This is a genomic window from Stutzerimonas zhaodongensis, from assembly GCF_003696365.1.
GTDB classification, from domain to species: domain Bacteria; phylum Pseudomonadota; class Gammaproteobacteria; order Pseudomonadales; family Pseudomonadaceae; genus Stutzerimonas; species Stutzerimonas zhaodongensis.
Genome location: NZ_RFFM01000001.1, coordinates 559714 through 577548, shown reverse-complemented (window position 1 = coordinate 577548; position 17835 = coordinate 559714). Strand labels below are relative to the sequence as shown.

The window sequence follows — 17835 nt, the reverse complement described above, 5'->3', positions numbered from 1 at the left end:
AGTTGCGTGCCTTGGCTGCAAAGCTGCGCAGTGTACCACCTACCCAGACGACCCCCAATCAGCCTGCTATTGCGCTCGCACGGCGTTGTGCAAAAGCCGAACGACCGACTGGCGCTCGTCATAGGCTAGAATCGTTTTCTTTTAACGCAAGCCGTGCGCCAATGATCCAGATGTCAGCCGACGCCTTCGAGACACTCGTTAACAACGCCAGCGTACTTGAGCACGACAGCTTCGGACCAAAGGTTCTAAGGCTGGAAGACGGTAGTTTTTTCAAACTCTTCAGACGCAAACGCCTGTTTTCGTCCGAGGCGTACAGTCCTTACGCCAGCCGCTTCGCCAACAATGCACGACTTCTCAGAGATATAGGGATCCCAACGCCTGAGGTGTTGGAGGTCTACCGCATCTCGGAGCCAAGTCGCACTGCCGTCCATTACATGGGGCTTCCGGGCATCACCTTGCGCCAAGCCATGCTTGACTCCAACGAACCGGAGCGGGATCAACTGGCGGAGCGTTTCGGACAGTTATTGGGAAAGCTGCACGAGAACGGTATCTACTTTCGCTCGCTGCACCTGGGCAACGTCCTTCTTCTTCCTGACGGTCAGCTCGGACTCATCGATTTTGCGGATCTGCATGCCGGGCGCGGCAAGCTATCCGATCTCAAGCGCAAGCGTAACAGCCGTCATATGCAACGCTATGAACAGGATCGCATATGGCTATTCGAGCAACACAGCGACGCCCTGCAAAAAGGCTATCAGGCGATTGCCGGGCACCCGCTGCTAGGCTCCAGCTTGTGATGCCCGGCGGCGCCCATCTCTGCTACCTACGCGCCATAGCGCTCAATTAATCCACTGCAGCTAGCGTCGAACCGATCTGGTCGATGCGTGCCGCCCATGTGTGGTGCTCCAGGAATCGAGCGCGTCCGTTCCGTGCGATGCGCTCACGCTCTTCTTCGTTCTCGAGATAGTAAGCAACCTTTGCCCGGAGCTCCGTCGCAGAGCGAAATACTTCGATATCCTGCCCTGGCGTGAATAACTCTGCGATCTCCTCGCAGTAGTCGGTCAGCAGGAAACAACCAGCAGACAATGCTTCAAAGATTCGCAGGTTGACTCCCGTCTCGGCTCCGTAGAAGTCCGAACGGGTGATATTGATAACGATCTTGGCGCTTTGTAAGAGCATCTGCAGCTCTTCGCCCCAGACCGTGCGGTCATCCACCCGGGCCCGCAGGGCCGAAGACATCAGCGGATAGTTTCGCTTCCACCGGTTGCCGCGAATGGCCACTCGGTCCCGAACCCCTTCTAGCAGGAACACTCTGCGTAGATCGGCACTTCCAACGAAAAGCGCTTCGGCGGTCTTTTGCAATCCGAGCGCATTCACAGGCAGCGCGCCAAATGGCAGGTGAGAGGCTTTTAGCCCGAGCGTGCCCTGAAAGAAACGTGTCGTGACTTTAGAGAAGGAGAAGATATGGTCGTAAACAGGCAACTCCTGCTGGATGAAGTAGACGAACTCTCGCCGCTTCCCATATAGGTTGCAGCTGTCGGTGTCGTACAGGAGCAGGCTTACACCGTGCTTGTCCAATAATTCTCTGGCTGCCCTGACCTCGAAGTGCTTGTACAGAAACCCTATTACCAGGACGTGAGTAGGCCGCTCTCGCTCGATCAAGGCTTCCAGCTCCTTGAGTTCGATCCTCGGCAAATGCGAAAAACCTTCTTTGTCCCGCATCCTGTTCCGGCTCTTCAGGACGATTGAAGACAAGCGGTAAAACGGTCTTGCCTTGAAGTGAAACGCATCGGCATAGACCGACGATACGCCTGCCCCCTGAAACGCACCGTGGATTTCCTTGCCCAGGGGGACGCCGCTAATACCGTCCAGGATGATTATCTTCATTAGTGACTCGATAAATTTTCGATTGCGCGTAGCACCATCGCCGGCGTGATGAACCAGCGCCATGAGCCTTCAAGCTTCGGCAATGTGAAGCTGGGACATATGACGACACCAGGTGCCCAATCGGGGCGCCAGTGAAAAAGAGGGTTTTTCTTGCGATAGAGCGTAACCGTCGGGATGCCGAGAAATGAAGCCAGATGCCCATTGCCCGAATCGTTAGCCACCAGGAAACCGGATTCGTATAGGAACGCAGCCAGCGCGCCGATCTCGGGAAACCTGGGAGTAGGGAATCGCCCGTCAGCCAGCCGCTCCCACCGAGCGTGATTGTTTGGCGCCACGACGATATGCGGCTCATAGCCCTTATCTCTTAACGTCTGGCAAAGTTTGAGAAACCCTGCGGGAGACCAGTTCTTCTTTTCCGGCCCCGCCGAATCGGGGCTAATCACAATTCGACGAGGATGCCGACGATGCTTCAATCCTGAGGGCGGGGTCAACGATACCTGCTTGGTCAACCGCTCGAGGCACATGCGCTCACGCATGTACTGAAGAGTGATTTCCACCACGCTCTCCTGGTCGAAGGTTTTGAAACGGATGGGACCTGCGCAGGATAGTAATCCGCCAAACTGATGAGCCAATTCCGGCGATGCCGCCGCGCTATGGTCATGGAGCCAGCTTTGGGGCGTCTTCTGGCAAATGAGCGCCCACTTCTGCCGAACCCTCTGCAAATCGGTTTCGCTGAAACTGCGACGAAGAAAACTGGGGGGGCTGGCGATCACAAAATCGTACTGCTCGAACGCCGCCTCGAAGGCAGAAGGTGCGGGATACGGCAGAATATTGAGCTGCGGCAGCCAATCCCTCAGCTGATAAGCAATATTTCCATAACAGTCGATCTGATACCCGTTGGCCCTGAGATTATCGGCCATCATCAGATAGATAAGGCCATCTCCAAGCGAGTCGAAGGAGATAAGCGCCACGCGCGCATCACCCCGGCTGATAGATGCGCGCGGTTGTTCAAGCGTGTGCACTTGGCAAGGCTCCCTCTAAGCAGATTCGTTGTGACCGCATTAATGCTGCTATGCAAAGCTCTCAGCAGCTGACGTCATGCCTGGATTTCGCTCGCTGCCACTTGAAGAAAAAGTGACGGACGCGCTTGAAATACTGACGGTTCCATTGCCGTACGGGAACCTGTGTCAGGAGACTCCAGGCAAGCCGTTTGTTGAGAATGGCAGCGGGCCCAAGGATCTTGATCAACAGACGGGCCTTGCCCGACTCGAACGAAGGATGATCCTTGTAAGCCTCAATCACCTGCATCGAATAGCGATACTCAGCCTCATAGTTACGAGACAAGCCACCTGCATGCTTGCGATACAGCGTAACGATATCCGGCAGAACATCAATGAAGTAACCCGCATAGGCGATTTTATGTGTGATCTGGAAATCCTGAACCTTGATCGATGAGTCATAGCCCCCAACACGATCAATCGCTTCTCGCCGATACATCGCCAGATTTCCACCCACCACAATGCAGTTAGCCAGGACCTGGGCGAAGTCGTAGCGCTTAACCTGTCGATTCTTGGCCTTCTTGGGTAGTAGAGCGCCCTGATCGTCAATGCGCTGTGCAATTCCGCCCACACAACCTACTTCGGGATGCGCCGCCAGGTAGTCCGCCTGAAGGCGCAGCCGACCAGCCACCATGACGTCGTCGGCATCGAAGGATGCAATGAACTCGCCTTGTGCGACGGCCAAGCCGGCGTTGAGCGCTGCGCTTACACCTTGGTTGGCCTGACGCACAAAGACAGTCCGCAGAGCTTTACTTGAGTCGCGCGCATTATCGATGACGCGCTGAATTACCGCAGCGCTGTCATCAGTTGAACCGTCGTCTACCACGATCAACTCGAAGCTTGGATGATCCTGGGACAGCACGCTGCGCAATGCATCGCCAACAAACTCGGCGTAGTTATAGCAAGGCACGATTACGGAAATCCGGCACTCAGCGAGCCGCAAGTTATGCTGCATTTGATGATCCGACAGGATAGTGATTAAGCACAGCCAGCTCGCGGCTCATAGCTTTAATGTGGCCAGCCGCTGAGAAAGCCTTTTTATAAGACCTCTCTGAACGAGGATCTCTCCAGTTCTAAGCACAAGACTCAGCGTTACTGCGTTAAACCAGGGAGATTCAGAGCATTTTGTAATTGCTGAAACCGCAATTTGCCGGCCTCATCCGAAAAGCTCTGCTGTAACCGATTCAGCATTCCTTCCTTCATGCTTTGCATCCGTTGCTCGTCTAGGCGCGAAAGCGCAATCAATCGCTCGCTCAGGGCTTGGGAGTCTCCTAGCGGAAACACCTCGCCGACATCTTTGACCACCTCTTGCCCTCCCCCACAATCAGTGCAGACAAGTGGAAGCCCAGCGGCCATTGCCTCAAGCAGGACCATGCCGAATGGCTCATGGTCGGAGGACAGTGCGAAGATATCGAACGCCTTGAAATAACGTCGCCCTTGGGGGACTTGTCCAAGAAACAGAACTTGAGCGTCGATACCCAGCTCTTGAGCAAGACGTTTGAGGTTGGACTCAAGCCGCCCCTTCCCCATGATCGCCAGCACGCTCCCTGCTGGCAGGCTCGGCAAAGCTGCTGCAAATCCACGGATGAGTGTGGCCTGGTCTTTGTCAGGATGTAGGCGTCCAGCATTCCCGATAACCCAGGCGTCTTCAGGCAAACCGAGCGACCCACGCGCAACTCGACGGTCTACCTGGTCAGCCTGTATCGACTTGATGTCGATTCGGTTGTATAGCGTCTGGATCCGGTGTTGTGGCCAGCCGGGCAGCTGTCCGCGTATGTCGTCGCGCACCGCATCAGAGACCGCCAACAGCGCGAGTCGCTGGCTATAGGCACGGGCAAACAATCGGCGCGTGAAGCGCCCATAGTCACCAAATGCATGGTGCACCCCTATCACCGGCAGGCGCGTCGCCAAGGTCGCGATATAGATCGGCTTGAAACGATGGGCAATGCAGAACCGAACATTGCGCTCGGCAACGAGCCGCCGAAGGTCGCGCATGGCGCCCAACTTCAGTCCTCGGATGGCTTTGCTACTGTAGCCCAGAAAAATGACCTCATCCGAAGCGGACCCACGCTCGACATCGGGATCAGCCTTGCCGGTGAGGTAGACGGTTGTGACTTTCAGCCCGCTCCCCTGGAAGAGCGCCGCATATTGCCGAGCGCAGTCAAGAAAAGGGCCGTCATAACCGTGGCAGAATTGTAGAACCCGCGGTTCAGGCGAGCTCATGATCAGCCCTGCTCTCCTTCACCACCAACACATCCTCCATGATCAGATATTGCAGATCCGATCCATAGAACATGTTTAGCGCATCGGTCGGCGAACAAATCATCGGCTCACCACGACGGTTCAGGGATGTGTTCAAGGACACGCCATTGCCGGTGAGCTTTTCGAGCTCGCTCATCAGGTCGTACCACCGCGGATTGAAGTGTCTTTCCAGGACCTGCGCGCGAGATGTGCCGTCTTCGTGTACCACTTCGCCGACGCGCTCTTTCCATTCATCGTTGACCTCGAAGGTAAATGTCATGAACGGGCTCGGATGGTCGACCTTGAGCATCTGCTCGGCAACGGTGTCGAGCATCGACGGGCAGAAAGGCCTCCAGCGCTCGCGGAATTTGATCTGCTCGTTGATGCGATTGGCCACGCCGGGAATACTTGGACAGCCGATGATTGAACGTCCGCCGAGTGCGCGTGGGCCGAACTCCATGCGACCTTGGAACCAAGCCACCGGATTCCCTTCAACCATGATCCGAGCGATGTGCCCCGGAACATCGTCGATCCGCTGCCAGGCAGGTTTCTGCGGGTGGCGAGCGCACGCTGCTATTACATCTTCATTGGAGTACGACGGCCCTAGGTAGACGTGCTCCATTTTCTCGACCGGCACGCCGCGCTGATGCGAGACATAAGCGGCCGCGCCAACAGCAGTACCAGCGTCACCGGACGCAGGCTGGACGAAAAGCTCCTTTACCTCGTCCCGTGCGATGATTTTCTGGTTGAGTTTGACGTTCAACGCGCAACCGCCAGCGAAGGCAATCTTACCGGTCTGCTTGATGATGTCGCCCAGGTAGTAATCCATCATCTCCAGCGCAAGCCTCTCGAAAAGAGCCTGCATGCTGGCGGCGTAATGGATGTAAGGGTCATCGGCGATATCGCCTTCACGCTTCGGCCCTAACCACTCGATCAGCTTGGGCGAAAAGTAGTAGCCCTTGCCCTTCTCCTTGTAACGGCGGAAACCGATGACATTGGCGTAGTCGGTATTGATGATCAGCTCGCCGTTCTCGAACTTGGCCAGGCGCGAAAAATCATACTTGGCAGCATCACCATAGGGCGCCATGCCCATGACCTTGAACTCGCCGTCGAGCATTTCGAAACCGAGAAACTCGGTGATTGCGCCGTATAGCCCGCCGAGCGAGTCCGGATCGTAAAACTCCTTGATCTTGTGGATCTTGCCGTTCTCGCCATAGCCGAAAAATGTCGTTGCGTATTCACCCTTGCCATCAATGCCGAGGATCGCAGTCTTTTCTTTGAATCCGGAGCAATGGTAAGCGCTGGAAGCATGAGCGAGGTGATGCTCAACCGGTTCGATCTTGACCTTCTTCAAGTCAAACCCCAACTGTTGCAAGCACCACTGGATGCGCTTCTTATACCGGTTGTAGCGCCGATTGCCGAAGAGGATGGCATCCAGCGCGCGATCCGGCGCGTACCAGTAGCGCTTGGCGTAATGCCAGCGGGCCTTCTCGAAGATGCTGATCGGCGCGAACGGGATGGCGACCACGTCGACATCGGACGGCTTGATGCCCGCCTGTTCCAGGCAGAATTTCGCCGACTCGTACGGCATGCGGTTCTTGGCATGCTTATCGCGCACGAAGCGCTCTTCTTCGACAGCAGCGATCAGCTTGCCATCGATATACAGAGCAGCGGAGGGATCATGACTGAGAGCGCCAGATAGGCCGAGAATCGTCAATGCCACGGATATTGCCTCTTAATCTTCGATGCGGGTGCCGGGCACCGCGGGTAAACGTTGGTCAAGCAGCCGATACAAGGCGCTGTCAGCAGGCCAGTTGCGCAACAACCGCGCCCTATCCTTGGCGTAAGCGCGAGCAAAGCTTGCAGCGCTTCGATGCTGTTGTACTGCATCCAGATCGATCAGCGTCCATTGCCCCTGGTCCCAGAACAGATTGTGTCCTTTAAGGTCGCCATGGCTGATGCGCTCGCGGATCAACGTCTCAAGCAACCGCTCAAGGGCTGATAGCTGCTCCTCGGGCGGCGAGCTGTCGAGGTATGGCCGGAAACAGGCGATTATATCTTCTCCGGCAAGCAATTCGGTAATCAGCCATGCCCGGCCTCGCAGCCATAGCCAGCGTTGTTCCTTGACCGCCAGCAAGCGCGGCGTCGCTATCCCAAGGAATGCCAAGCGGTTGCCTTCGACCCAGCTGTGCCAGGCGCGACTGGGGCGCCAAAAGCGCTTTAGCCAATGCACCGGGCCTTTGATGTTGTAACGTTTGACGATCAGAGGTCGGCCATTATCGAGTTCCACTCGAGCGACCGTCGCAGTACCACCGTCCTTGTACAACTGTCCGGCGGCAATGAAAGAGTCCGGATCGGCGACTAAGGTCTCAAGCGGCTCCACTTCTTCCCGCCGGATTACGTCAGCGCCGAATGCACCGATTCGTGCAGAGAAAAGGCTGCAATCTCTGCCAACCTTTTTGATGAAATCAGCCATTCGCCAAGCGCGAACCTTGCGTATGTCCTTTAGCAACATCTCCATCGGCAGCGCATGAGAACTGTTGGCCAGCAGGTAATGGACCAACAGCTCTTCGATATGCGCGTCCAGCGAAGCGGGAAGCTGGGCGAAGAACACGCCCAGGTTTGCCAAGGCTTGTGCCCGATCGAGCGGCTGGCCGGGCTGCTGAGCCATCACGCCGCCCCCATCGACCACATGTAGCACGCCGGCTTGCATCAACAGATTGTCCAGATGCAAATCATCTTGCCAGAGGCCCCGCATATGCATGTGGGCGATCAGTTCGAGCGCACTGCCAAGCACCGCCTGCTGAGCATCGGTCAGCGGCGGATCACGCTCTAACGCTTGCCAGCGGCTCCACAGGCTTTGCGCATCGAGCAGAAAGTCGAACAGCAGCCAACCTCCGCTACCTGCATTCCAGCCTTCTGATAGCAGCTCTGGTGTCGGCAGCCCCTGCTCGGCGAGTAGCGCAGCGCCGTCGCGCTCACGAATGTAGTGCCGATGTGCTTTGCCCCCGACCATGAGCTTGGCCAGTACCGTTCGACCATTCCATTGCGCCCGCCCGACATAGCGCTGCCCAGGCAAAACCCGCAACCAGTGCTCCACGATCAGCTCGCCCAGCTCATCGACATGCAGCGTCAGCGGCAAGGCTGGGGCGCGCCCGGCGCGGGCCAACTCGCCGAGCGTCATGTGCGCATCTCTTTGTCGCGACGACGGCTGTTCAATTGCTGCGCCCAGCCATCGATCGCGTTGTCGTCGTGCAGGTAAGCCGCGAGTAGCTCACGAATATCCTCTTGCGACCAGCATGGCGCTCGCCGTAGCAAAGGCTCCAGGTCCTTGATTCGGTCCCGTCGGCCAAGCAGCAAAGGACGCGTCTTTTCGAGATCGATCAGACGGGCACGCCATGCATCAGGCTGCTCCTGCAGAAAGATGTGTTTGGGATAGAAACAGCCATGCATCTGACCCGATCGATGCAACTGATTAGCCAAATCCCCCGTAGCTTGAAGAATCGCCGCGCGACACGGTTGGTCAAGATCGGGCCATCTAGCCAGCCAGCTATCCAGATCGTCCCAGCCATCTAGTGCACGAGTCATGAGCACCGCCCGCTCCTCGCTACCAACCTGGCGTCGGCCGAAAAAACTTGCCTCCAGGGTTGGAATTCCGAGCTTCTGGTAGCGCTGGATATTGCGGAATTCTCGAGCGAAAGTCGGCTCGCCAAAGGGGCGCGCCAAGCTGCGTGTCTGATGATTACTCTGACGCTTTAGATAAAACGACGCCCCATCCACATCCAGGCGATACACACTGCTCCAACCGCCTCGCTCGATATTGGGGTCGTCTACCGCCTGCAACTTGACCGCCCACAGCGCATCAAATGCGGCGAGGCCATTTCGCTCAAGCAGTGCTTTGTCGGCCTCCGCAATGAAGTCCGTCATTCACGCCCCTGAAAAAAGTCCAAAATCTGGCGAATGCGCGATTTATCTTCGCGCGTCAAATGGCCACGTTGTACGTACTGCAAGTAGAAACGCATACGCTGCGTTCGTCTGAGCTGATATTTAGCGACTTTGTCGAGGCAGGCTAGATCCTTGATGATCCGGCGCTGCAGAAAAGGCCCCCACCAAAATGCACCTGTCGGGCAGTCGATGAGAAAGAGATTGCGCTGGGGATCGACCAGTAGATTGCGCCACTTCAAATCGTTGTGCGCAAACCGGCGTGCATGCATGCTGCGGGTCGCATCAGCGAGTTGGCGGCTTACATCTCTCACCCATCCGCTGTCCCGAAGACGCTGGTCATGAACGTTTGCAAGCGCAGCCAAGTCTTCGGTCCAGGCCAGTTCACGGGTGATGAGCGCCCCACGCGCAAAACCGCCGAATCGACGCTCTAGGCCATAGGCGACGATCGGAGCAGTGGGAATTCCCCAGCGCTCGAACAGCTTCAGATTCTGCCACTCAGCCTTGACCCTGGGTCGCCCGACATAACGGCGCAACCCCTTACCCGCACCTGTGTACCGCTTTACGTAGTACCGGACACCGTCACGCTCGACTCGTATCACTTCGGACAGAGGATCCTGCGTGACGCGCTCACCGGTCAGTGCGAATACGGCCCCCAAACTTCCGAAGTCTGGCGACAGCTTCGAGTAGGCAGGATCCAATACCCAGCCAGCCATCAGAGCGCGTCTCCATAGCGTTCCTTGCGAGCAAGAAGCCTGCGCGCCTTGTGCTGTAACTCAGCCAGAAGTCGGGCTTCGCCGCGCAGGATCTCGCGCAATGGCTTTTGAAAATAGACGCGGATAAAGCGCAGCTTGTCGCGTTCCGTCAGGCCTATGCCCAATGCCGAGAAATACAATCCCGCCAGATCCTTGTCGCGCCAGCGGCGCGGGGTGCTTTCACGCACCTGAGCGCGGTGGAGGTCGATCAGCGAAAGTCGCAAGTCCTTAGCGGTAACCGGCATGGCGGTATGCAGCAGAAAATGGCAGATGTAGCAGTCGCGATGGTTCACGCCGGCGCGATGCATGGTGCCGGTCATGCGAGCAACTTCAGCGATCAACGCGCGCTTGAGCCTCGGTTCGGGGGGGTTGGCCAGCCAATCGGCGCTGAAATCTTCGAGGCTGATAGTGGGTGCCAGTTCTTCAGTGACGATGAACGAATGCTGAGCGGCAGGGTTGCTGCCACGTTCGCCATAGGCCACCGCGGTCATAGTCGGGACGCCTACCTCGTGCAGGCGCTGAATGGCTCGCCATTCCTGCCCGGCTCCCAGGACCGGCAACTTGGCGGTGCTGAGGTTTTTGAAGATCTCGCCCCAGCCGATACCGCGATGAATCTTGACGAAGTAACCTTTCCCGTTGACCTCGGTACGCAAGGTCCGCCGACCTTCGAGCTCTCGGTAAACTTGGCCCTGCAACTGCTCCACGGCGTCGAACGGATCTCGTCCGGCCCAGAGTGTCTTGAATGGTTCGGCAAGAATCAGCTTCATGACCGCTCCGCCAGGATCACGTCGGCCGCCCGCTCAGGCATGCTGTAGAGGTCCGCCTGGTCGGCGTAAGCCAAGGCATTGATGGCCCATTTCCCGCGATGCTCGTCATCGGCAAGCATTTCGGCCAGCAGTCGGTCGAGCTCAGCCTGGTCGAAAGGACTACTCACTACTAGGCCACAGTTCGCATCAGCGATGTAATGGGCGTAACCACAGACATCCGTCACCAGTACAGGCAGCCCCGCCACTAGCGCTTCCAAAAGGACAGTGCCGGTGTTTTCGTTGTAAGCCGGATGGATCAACAAATCTGCTCCGAGAAGAAAACGTGGGATGTCGCTGCGCCCCTTGAGAAACACAACGTGACTGGAAATTCCCAGCGTTTTGGCCTGCAGTTGGAACGACTTTGGATCATCCTGCCCGATGACGAAAAGACGGGTGCGCTTCTTGAGCTCCCGAGGCAACGAGGCCACCGCCCTGAGGCTGCGATCGAGCCCCTTGGTTTTGAAGCCTGAGCCGATTTGCACCAGCAACAGCTCGTCATCCGCCACTTCAAACTCTTCACGAAAGGCCCGACGAACGCCCGCAGCATCGCTTGGCGCACGCCGATCCTGATCAATGCCCGGCGGCAGCAGATGAAAGCGCTCGGCCGGCGTTGCGTAGTGCTTGACGAATAGAGGCTGCTGGACCTCGGAGATCATCAGGATCTCGGTCTTGGAGCGTGGATCAAAGACGGCGCGCTCATACTCGGCGAAATGTTTGTAACGACCCCAGCGGCGATAGATGGGATTGCGCAGGGTCTGCGCCTTGTCTTCAAAACACGGATCGGCAGCGTAATAGACATCGAGCCCAGGCATCTTGTTGAAGCCGACCACTCGATCCACCGGGCGCTTGGCCAGGTCAGCCTCGACCCATGCGGTAAAGCGCTCATTGCGGGTATGGTTGAAGACTGCCTTGACCGGCGCGATCAGCACGTCGAAACCGTCTGGAACATCACCCTCCCAGATCATCGCGTAGACACGAATCGCATGGCCGCGACGTTGACATTCCAAGGCGATGCGCATGAAGTCGCGCTGCAGCCCACCGAAGGGAAAATACTTGTACAGAATGAAGGCCAGTTGCATCAGGTTGTCTCCGACGACCGCAACAGGGCCTTGAGTTCGCTGGCGACCCGCTCTGCTGGCAAGTCGTCAAAACAGGGTTTGTGGCGATCGCCCTTGCCGGCGTTCGGCCCGGATGCACAGAGGTGGATCTGCGAGCGACCATAAGCGCCCACTCGACCAGGTAAGGTCGGCCCATAAAGCGAGATGCTCGGGACGTCCAACGCGGCGGCTAGGTGCCCAAGCCCAGTGTCGACGGCAACGCAGGCACGCGCTCCGGCAACGACCTTGGCGATCCCTCCGAGATTCAGCTTGGGCAACACTGAAACACTCGAGAGGCCTTCTGCAATCCGCTCGGCGCGGGCCTTCTCGTCTGCATTGCCCCATGGCAACCGAATCGACCAGCCAAATTCACTCATGCGCTCGGCCAATTCGCGCCAATAATCTTCAGGCCAATGCTTGCTCGCCCAGGTAGTGCCATGCAGAAACAGCAGATAAGGTTGGTCGCCCGGCGTGGCTAACTGATTACGATCCAGACCGTAATCGGCAACTGTCTCGGGCACCGAGTAGCCGAGCGATTGAGCGAACAGTTGCCGAACGCGCTCGAGGGCGTGCTGATCCCGCGCGATGGCGTATCGCCGATCATAGAAGCGAGATGCCAACGGCTCGCGCGCTGACTCGCGGTCCAGCCCTGCGACAGGTGCCTTGACGTATCGGGTCAACCAGGCGCTCTTGACCAGCCCTTGTGCATCGATCACCAAGTCATAGCGCGTCTCGCTCAGCCGAGACTTGAAGCGCGACCACTCACCGGAGCGTAGCGCTTGAAATGGATGCCTGCGCCAGCGACGGATCGCCACGGGGATGACCTGGGAGACGGCTGGATGCCAGGCGGGAATCTCCGCGAAGCCCTCCTCCACCACCCAGTCGAACTCGATACCCGGAATCGACTGCTGGGCATCGGTCAGCGCCGGGAGCGTATGCACCACGTCACCCAACGAAGAGGTCTTGACCAGCAGCACTCTCACTCAGCGTACCTCTATCGATTGAGGAGCCAGGCGTTCCAGCGCCTCAATGACCGGGCGCGGCTTCAGTTCACGCATGCAGTTGTTGTGGCCGAAGCGGCAAGTCCGGTCAAAACAGGGACTGCAATCGAGCCCAAGGCGCACCACCTCGACCTGGTCCGACAGCGGCGGCGTGAACGCAGGCGAGGTAGAGCCATAAATGGACACCAGCGGACGACCGAGCGCAGCGGCGACGTGCATCAGTCCCGAGTCATTGGAGACCACCGCCTCAGCGCAGGAGAGCAGATCAATGGCTTCAGCCAGGCTGGTCTCTCCGGCGAGATTGACCGCTTCCTCGCGCAGCCCAGGGATCAGCCCCTGCACGATACCTTCTCCCACAGCGTGATCATTCTTGGAGCCGAACAGCCACACCTGCCAGCCATCGCGGATCTTGACCTCCGCGACCTTCGCGAAATGCTCTGCTGGCCAGCGCTTGGACTCACCGAACTCGGCTCCGGGACAGAGCGCCAACACTGGCCGATCGAGCGACAACCCAAAGCGAGCCAGAGCGACATCGCGTGTTTCCTCAACAATGCGCAGCGACGGGTTCGGATAGGGCTTGGGCAACTCGGCACCGGGCTTGTAAGCCAGCGCCATGAAGCGCTCGATCATCAGCGGATAGCGCTGTTTGTCCAGCTTGCGCATGTCGTTGAGCAGGCCGAAGCGCATCTCGCCGCGCCAACCGGTGCGCTTGGGAATACCGGCAAAGAAAGGCACAAGAGCTGATTTAAGCGAGTTGGGCAACAGGATCGCCTGTTGATATTTCCCCCGCAGGCTCTGGGCGATGTTGCGCCGCGTCGCCATGTCGAGCACACCGTGCCCAACCGGAAAACTCAGCGCCTGCCGCACCTCGGGCATGCGCTCGAGGATAGGACGACTCCATTCCGGCGCGAGCACATCAATCTGGCAGTCAGGGTGGCGCTGTTTCAGACACATGAACAAGGTCTGCGCCATCACCATGTCGCCGACCCAGCTGGGACCCACAATCAGAATATTCATAAGGGCAGCTTCAAGCTTCAGGCCTCAGGCTGCAAGCGCGAGCAGCTCACGCAGCTCGTGCCTGCGACGGACCCGGCGCTTACTTGACCAGAGTCCGCCATTCAGCGTGCGCATCGGTCTTGCCGGACACCAGATCGAAGTAGGCTTTCTGCACGCGCTCGGTTACCGGGCCACGACGGCCGATGCCGATATTGCGCCCATCCACTTCACGGATCGGGGTGACTTCAGCAGCAGTGCCGGTAAAGAACGCCTCGTCAGCGATGTAGACCTCGTCCCGGGTGATGCGCTTCTCCACAACCTTGATACCCAGCTCCTCGGCGAGGGTAAGAACGGTGCCGCGGGTGATACCGTTGAGGCAGGCAGTGACTTCGGGCGTGTAGATCACTCCATCTTTGATGATGAAGATGTTCTCGCCCGAGCCCTCAGCTACATAGCCTTCAGGGTCCAGCATAAGCGCCTCATCAGCGCCGCCAGAGATAGCTTCCTGCAAGGCCAACATGGAGTTGATATAGGCACCATTGGATTTGGCGCGGGTCATGCTGATATTGACGTGGTGGCGGGTGAAGGAGCTGGTGCGCACCTTGATGCCTTTTTCCAGCGCCTCGTCGCCCATGTACGCGCCCCAATGCCAGGCAGCTACGATGACATGCACCTTCAGGCCGCTGGCGCGCAGCCCCATGCCTTCTGATCCGTAGAACACCATCGGGCGGATGTAGGCGCTTTCGAGATTGTTCTCACGCACTGCAGCGCGGGTCGCCTCGTTAATCTCTTCCTTCGAGTACGGCATTTTCATATTCATGATATGCGCCGAGTCGAACAATCGATCGGTATGCGCCTGCAGGCGAAAGATCGCGGTGCCGGCCGGCGTGTTATAGGCACGTACGCCTTCGAAAACGCCCATACCGTAATGCAGAGTGTGAGTCAGCACATGGGTGGTCGCATCGCGCCACTGCACCATCTCACCGTCATACCAGATCACGCCATCACGATCGGACATCGACATTGTTGCCACCTCGAATTCGGTAAATGCTGTTTGACGAGATCAGCTGAGTCCCAGCTCGCGCCAGATGCGCATCACCGCGCGACGCTCGTCATGAAATTGATCTCCGCTCACAACGCCAGGCAGTTTCTGCAGTGATTGCCGGTGGGCCGCGGCACGGTACGCCTTGTAGGCATCCTGCAGCAGCCGAACCTCATCGCCGGTCATCAACCCGGCCTGCTCCAACCCATCGAGGATGCGGATATTGTCGGTATAGCGCAGCAGTTGCGGATGCTGGTGCGACCACGCCAAAGCCGCGTATTGCACCATAAATTCGATATCGACGATACCACCGGCATCCTGCTTGAGATTGAACTCGCCATCAGCCAGGAACGCCTTCTCCGCCGTACCAGCCTGGGTGGCACGGGTGCCGAGGTTGTCGCGCATCTTGGCGCGCATCTCGCTGACTTCTCGACGGAGCTGGTCAAGATCACGCGCGCGCGCCAGAACGGATGCGCGGACTTTCTCGAAATCAGCAGCCAATTGCGGGCACCCCACCAGCACCCGCGCCCTCACCAGCGCCTGGTGTTCCCACGTCCACGCCTCATCGGTCTGATACCGATCGAACGCGCTCAACGAACTTACCAGCAACCCAGATACGCCCGACGGACGCAGGCGCATGTCGACCTCGTAGAGCAGTCCGGACGTGGTCTGCGTGGTCAGCAAGTGAATGATGCGTTGGCCCAGCCGCGTGTAGAACTGCGCGCCATCGATCGGCTTGGCGCCGTCGGTTTCGGCATTGGGATCACCATCATGAATGAACACCAGATCCAGGTCCGATCCGTGGCCGAACTCGAGACCGCCCACCTTGCCGTATCCGAGAATGATGAAGGCCGGGTCGCACAACGAACCGTCGACCCTTCGCGGCTGGCCATGGCGTGCGACAGTGTGTCGCCAGGCTAGCGCAAGCACTTGTTCAAGAATGGCTTCGGCCAACCACGTCAAGTAGTCGCTGACCTTCATCAGCGGCAAGGTGCCGGCGATCTCCGACGCCGCGACGCGCAGGCGATGCGCAAGCTTGAAGTGCCGCAGGGCTTCCATCTGCTGCTCGAGATCGTCCTCGGGAATGCGCGCCAGCCGCTCGCGTAGCTCGGCCGCGAGTTCCGGAGCCAGCGGCGGGCTGAACAGCCGTCCGGCATTTAGCAATTCATCGAGCAGCAAGGGGAAACGCGCGATCTGCTCGGCAATCCAAGGGCTTCCGGCGCACAGCTCCAGCAAACGCTGCAACGCGCCCGGATTTTCGGTCAGCAGCACCAGGTAGGCGGAACGACGTGCAACCGCCTCGACCAGCGGCAGCACGCGTTCGAGCACCAGGTCCGGATCATCCTGATCCACCGCCTGAGCCAGCAGTCGGGGGATGAAGGCATCGAGCCTCTCGCGCCCCAAGCGCTGCATGGTTCTCACCTGATTGCCGCTGCGTAACGCTGCAAGACGCTGGCAAGCGGCCTGACCGTCGCGAAAGCCTGCATCGCTGAGCTGGCGACAGGCGAATTCCTCGTCCCAGTCCTGCTCCCATAATGGCAACCACTCGCCGCCTACCAGTGCCTCGCCTTCGCTTTCCTCGTCTTCGTCCGGATCGGCAATGACCTGACGGAAATGCCAGTCGACCCGACCGCGCCAATACAACAGCTGCTGGTGGAAGGATTCCCAATCATCGAAGCCCATGATGAAGGCAACGCGATCACAGTCGGTCTGGTTGTCAGGCAGCATCTGCGTCTGGCGATCATCGATGGCCTGCAACGCGTGCTCGGTATAGCGCAGAAATTCGTAAGCCTCACGCAGCTCATCGACCGCAGCGGCCGGCAAGTAGCCCTGTCCGGACAAGATAGTGAGCACCTTCAGCAACGGGCGCTGCTGCAAGCTGAGGTCGCGGCCACCGTGAATCAGCTGAAACGCCTGGGCGATGAACTCCACTTCGCGGATACCACCGGAGCCCAGTTTGATATTGGCCGCCATGCCTTTGCGCCGTACCTCCTGCTGGATCAGCTGCTTCATGGTGCGCAGCGCGTCGATGGCGGAAAAATCCAGGTAGCGGCGATAGACGAAGGGCCGAAGCATCTCCAGCAGCTCCTTGCCTGCTGCCTGATCCCCGCCGACCACGCGGGCCTTGATCATGGCGTAGCGCTCCCAGTCGCGGCCTTGATCCTGGTAGTACTGCTCAAGGGCATTGAAGCTCAAGACAAGCGAGCCGGAAGATCCGTATGGCCGCAGCCGCATGTCCACGCGAAACACGAAGCCGTCGAGGGTTGGCGCATCCAGCGCCTTGATCAGCCGCTGGCCGAGGCGAACGAAAAACTCCTGATTGTCCAGCGAGCGCTTCGCCCCCACGGTTTCGCCACCCTCGGGGTAGCCGAAAATCAGATCGATGTCGGACGAGAGATTCAACTCGCGGGCGCCTAGCTTGCCCATTCCAAGGATGACCATTTGCTGAGGCAGGCCGCTGCGTCGGCCGGTCGGAACGCCAGAATGCTCGCAGTGCCGCTCGTACAGCCACTGATAGGCCAAGTCGATGCATGCGTCCGCCATGTCGGACAAATCGCCGCAGGTCTCGGAAAGATCGGCCTGGCGGGTCAGATCACGCCAGATGATGCGGACCTGCTGACGGTTCCGAAAGCGCCGCAACTGATGGCCCAGGGCGTCTTCGTCTGTGCAATCGACAAGAAGCTCAGCCAGCATAGAGCGCATCTCGCCGCATTTGAATGAGCGTTCCAGAAGCCCGTCATCAGCGAGCCGGAGCAGCATCTCGGGATCTCGGCTAACCTGTTCGATGACGAAATCGCTGGCCGCGCACACTCTGCCAAAGGCATCACGTCGCTCTGCCGGCCAAGCATCGAGACGTGCACTCATTGTCCCGGATGTGTCATTCAGAGCACCGAGGAACGTCTCCTCGGCACGGGTGACCAATGTCAATAGCGGCTTTGGCAATGCAACCAGTGGTGGCAGACTCATAAAAGTTCCTTCAAGCCTAGAACGGCCGCAAGAAAGCGGGAGCGCC

The 17835-nt window shown here is 58.5% G+C and carries 15 protein-coding genes; 1 reads left to right on the top strand and 14 read right to left on the bottom strand.

Annotation, left to right across the window (positions count from 1 at the left end; genetic code table 11):
* The first annotated feature begins 161 nt into the window (after positions 1-161).
* Positions 162-794: a phosphotransferase gene (locus tag EA797_RS02520; protein WP_122163616.1), complete on the top strand. Its 633-nt coding sequence runs from the start codon at positions 162-164 to the stop codon at positions 792-794.
* Positions 795-840: 46 nt separating this feature from the next.
* Here the strand turns inward: EA797_RS02520 and EA797_RS02515 are convergent, their stop codons facing one another.
* The 14 genes from EA797_RS02515 to glnE form a co-directional block, all read right to left on the bottom strand.
* Entirely contained in the window at positions 841-1947 is a 1107-nt protein-coding gene (locus EA797_RS02515; RefSeq protein ID WP_208644400.1) for a CgeB family protein, read from the bottom strand.
* Positions 1884-2906: a glycosyltransferase family 9 protein gene (locus tag EA797_RS02510; protein ID WP_122163614.1), complete on the bottom strand. Its 1023-nt coding sequence runs from the start codon at positions 2904-2906 to the stop codon at positions 1884-1886. The genes EA797_RS02515 and EA797_RS02510 overlap by 64 nt, the downstream gene beginning before the upstream one ends.
* Before the next feature lie 61 nt (positions 2907-2967).
* Entirely contained in the window at positions 2968-3897 is a 930-nt protein-coding gene (locus EA797_RS02505) for a glycosyltransferase family 2 protein (RefSeq protein WP_122163613.1), read from the bottom strand.
* 137 nt (positions 3898-4034) lie between these two features.
* Complete coding sequence (locus EA797_RS02500; protein ID WP_208644418.1) at positions 4035-5168, bottom strand: glycosyltransferase; 1134 nt, start codon at positions 5166-5168, stop codon at positions 4035-4037.
* Positions 5152-6906, bottom strand: a complete 1755-nt coding sequence (locus EA797_RS02495; RefSeq protein WP_122163611.1) for a carbamoyltransferase family protein — start codon at positions 6904-6906, stop codon at positions 5152-5154. Before EA797_RS02495 ends, EA797_RS02500 begins: the two co-directional genes overlap by 17 nt.
* A gap of 12 nt (positions 6907-6918) precedes the next feature.
* A complete protein-coding gene (locus EA797_RS02490; RefSeq protein ID WP_122163610.1) occupies positions 6919-8367 on the bottom strand; it encodes a lipopolysaccharide kinase InaA family protein in 1449 nt (482 codons plus the stop codon).
* Positions 8364-9110 (bottom strand): lipopolysaccharide kinase InaA family protein, encoded by a 747-nt coding sequence (locus tag EA797_RS02485; protein ID WP_122163609.1) that lies wholly within the window; start codon positions 9108-9110, stop codon positions 8364-8366. Before EA797_RS02485 ends, EA797_RS02490 begins: the two co-directional genes overlap by 4 nt.
* The gene (locus tag EA797_RS02480) at positions 9107-9841 is read right to left on the bottom strand and encodes a lipopolysaccharide kinase InaA family protein (RefSeq protein WP_122163608.1); all 735 of its coding nucleotides are present in this window, start codon (positions 9839-9841) and stop codon (positions 9107-9109) included. Before EA797_RS02480 ends, EA797_RS02485 begins: the two co-directional genes overlap by 4 nt.
* The gene (gene rfaP, locus EA797_RS02475; RefSeq protein ID WP_122163607.1) at positions 9841-10647 is read right to left on the bottom strand and encodes a lipopolysaccharide core heptose(I) kinase RfaP; all 807 of its coding nucleotides are present in this window, start codon (positions 10645-10647) and stop codon (positions 9841-9843) included. Before rfaP ends, EA797_RS02480 begins: the two co-directional genes overlap by 1 nt.
* On the bottom strand, positions 10644-11765 hold the full coding sequence (locus tag EA797_RS02470; RefSeq protein WP_122163606.1) for a glycosyltransferase family 4 protein: 1122 nt from the start codon (positions 11763-11765) through the stop codon (positions 10644-10646). The genes rfaP and EA797_RS02470 overlap by 4 nt, the downstream gene beginning before the upstream one ends.
* Entirely contained in the window at positions 11765-12766 is a 1002-nt protein-coding gene (gene waaC / locus EA797_RS02465) for a lipopolysaccharide heptosyltransferase I (RefSeq protein WP_122163605.1), read from the bottom strand. Before waaC ends, EA797_RS02470 begins: the two co-directional genes overlap by 1 nt.
* Positions 12767-13801: a lipopolysaccharide heptosyltransferase II gene (gene waaF / locus EA797_RS02460; RefSeq protein ID WP_122163604.1), complete on the bottom strand. Its 1035-nt coding sequence runs from the start codon at positions 13799-13801 to the stop codon at positions 12767-12769.
* A gap of 79 nt (positions 13802-13880) precedes the next feature.
* On the bottom strand, positions 13881-14804 hold the full coding sequence (ilvE, locus tag EA797_RS02455) for a branched-chain-amino-acid transaminase (protein ID WP_122163603.1): 924 nt from the start codon (positions 14802-14804) through the stop codon (positions 13881-13883).
* Between the two features lie 39 nt (positions 14805-14843).
* Positions 14844-17789: a bifunctional [glutamate--ammonia ligase]-adenylyl-L-tyrosine phosphorylase/[glutamate--ammonia-ligase] adenylyltransferase gene (gene glnE, locus EA797_RS02450; protein ID WP_122163602.1), complete on the bottom strand. Its 2946-nt coding sequence runs from the start codon at positions 17787-17789 to the stop codon at positions 14844-14846.
* Positions 17790-17835 lie beyond the last annotated feature (46 nt).

What these genes read in the sequence shown, in the direction of transcription:
- glnE (WP_122163602.1), bottom strand. Translation starts at nt 17,789, where the DNA reads ATGAGTCTGCCACCACTGGTTGCATTGCCAAAGCCGCTATTGACATTG.
- waaF (WP_122163604.1), bottom strand. Translation starts at nt 13,801, where the DNA reads ATGAATATTCTGATTGTGGGTCCCAGCTGGGTCGGCGACATGGTGATG.
- EA797_RS02505 (WP_122163613.1), bottom strand. Translation starts at nt 3,897, where the DNA reads ATGCAGCATAACTTGCGGCTCGCTGAGTGCCGGATTTCCGTAATCGTG.
- EA797_RS02470 (WP_122163606.1), bottom strand. Translation starts at nt 11,765, where the DNA reads ATGCAACTGGCCTTCATTCTGTACAAGTATTTTCCCTTCGGTGGGCTG.
- rfaP (WP_122163607.1), bottom strand. Translation starts at nt 10,647, where the DNA reads ATGAAGCTGATTCTTGCCGAACCATTCAAGACACTCTGGGCCGGACGA.
- EA797_RS02515 (WP_208644400.1), bottom strand. Translation starts at nt 1,947, where the DNA reads ATGGCGCTGGTTCATCACGCCGGCGATGGTGCTACGCGCAATCGAAAA.
- EA797_RS02490 (WP_122163610.1), bottom strand. Translation starts at nt 8,367, where the DNA reads ATGACGCTCGGCGAGTTGGCCCGCGCCGGGCGCGCCCCAGCCTTGCCG.
- EA797_RS02480 (WP_122163608.1), bottom strand. Translation starts at nt 9,841, where the DNA reads ATGGCTGGCTGGGTATTGGATCCTGCCTACTCGAAGCTGTCGCCAGAC.
- EA797_RS02485 (WP_122163609.1), bottom strand. Translation starts at nt 9,110, where the DNA reads ATGACGGACTTCATTGCGGAGGCCGACAAAGCACTGCTTGAGCGAAAT.
- ilvE (WP_122163603.1), bottom strand. Translation starts at nt 14,804, where the DNA reads ATGTCGATGTCCGATCGTGATGGCGTGATCTGGTATGACGGTGAGATG.
- EA797_RS02520 (WP_122163616.1), top strand. Translation starts at nt 162, where the DNA reads ATGATCCAGATGTCAGCCGACGCCTTCGAGACACTCGTTAACAACGCC.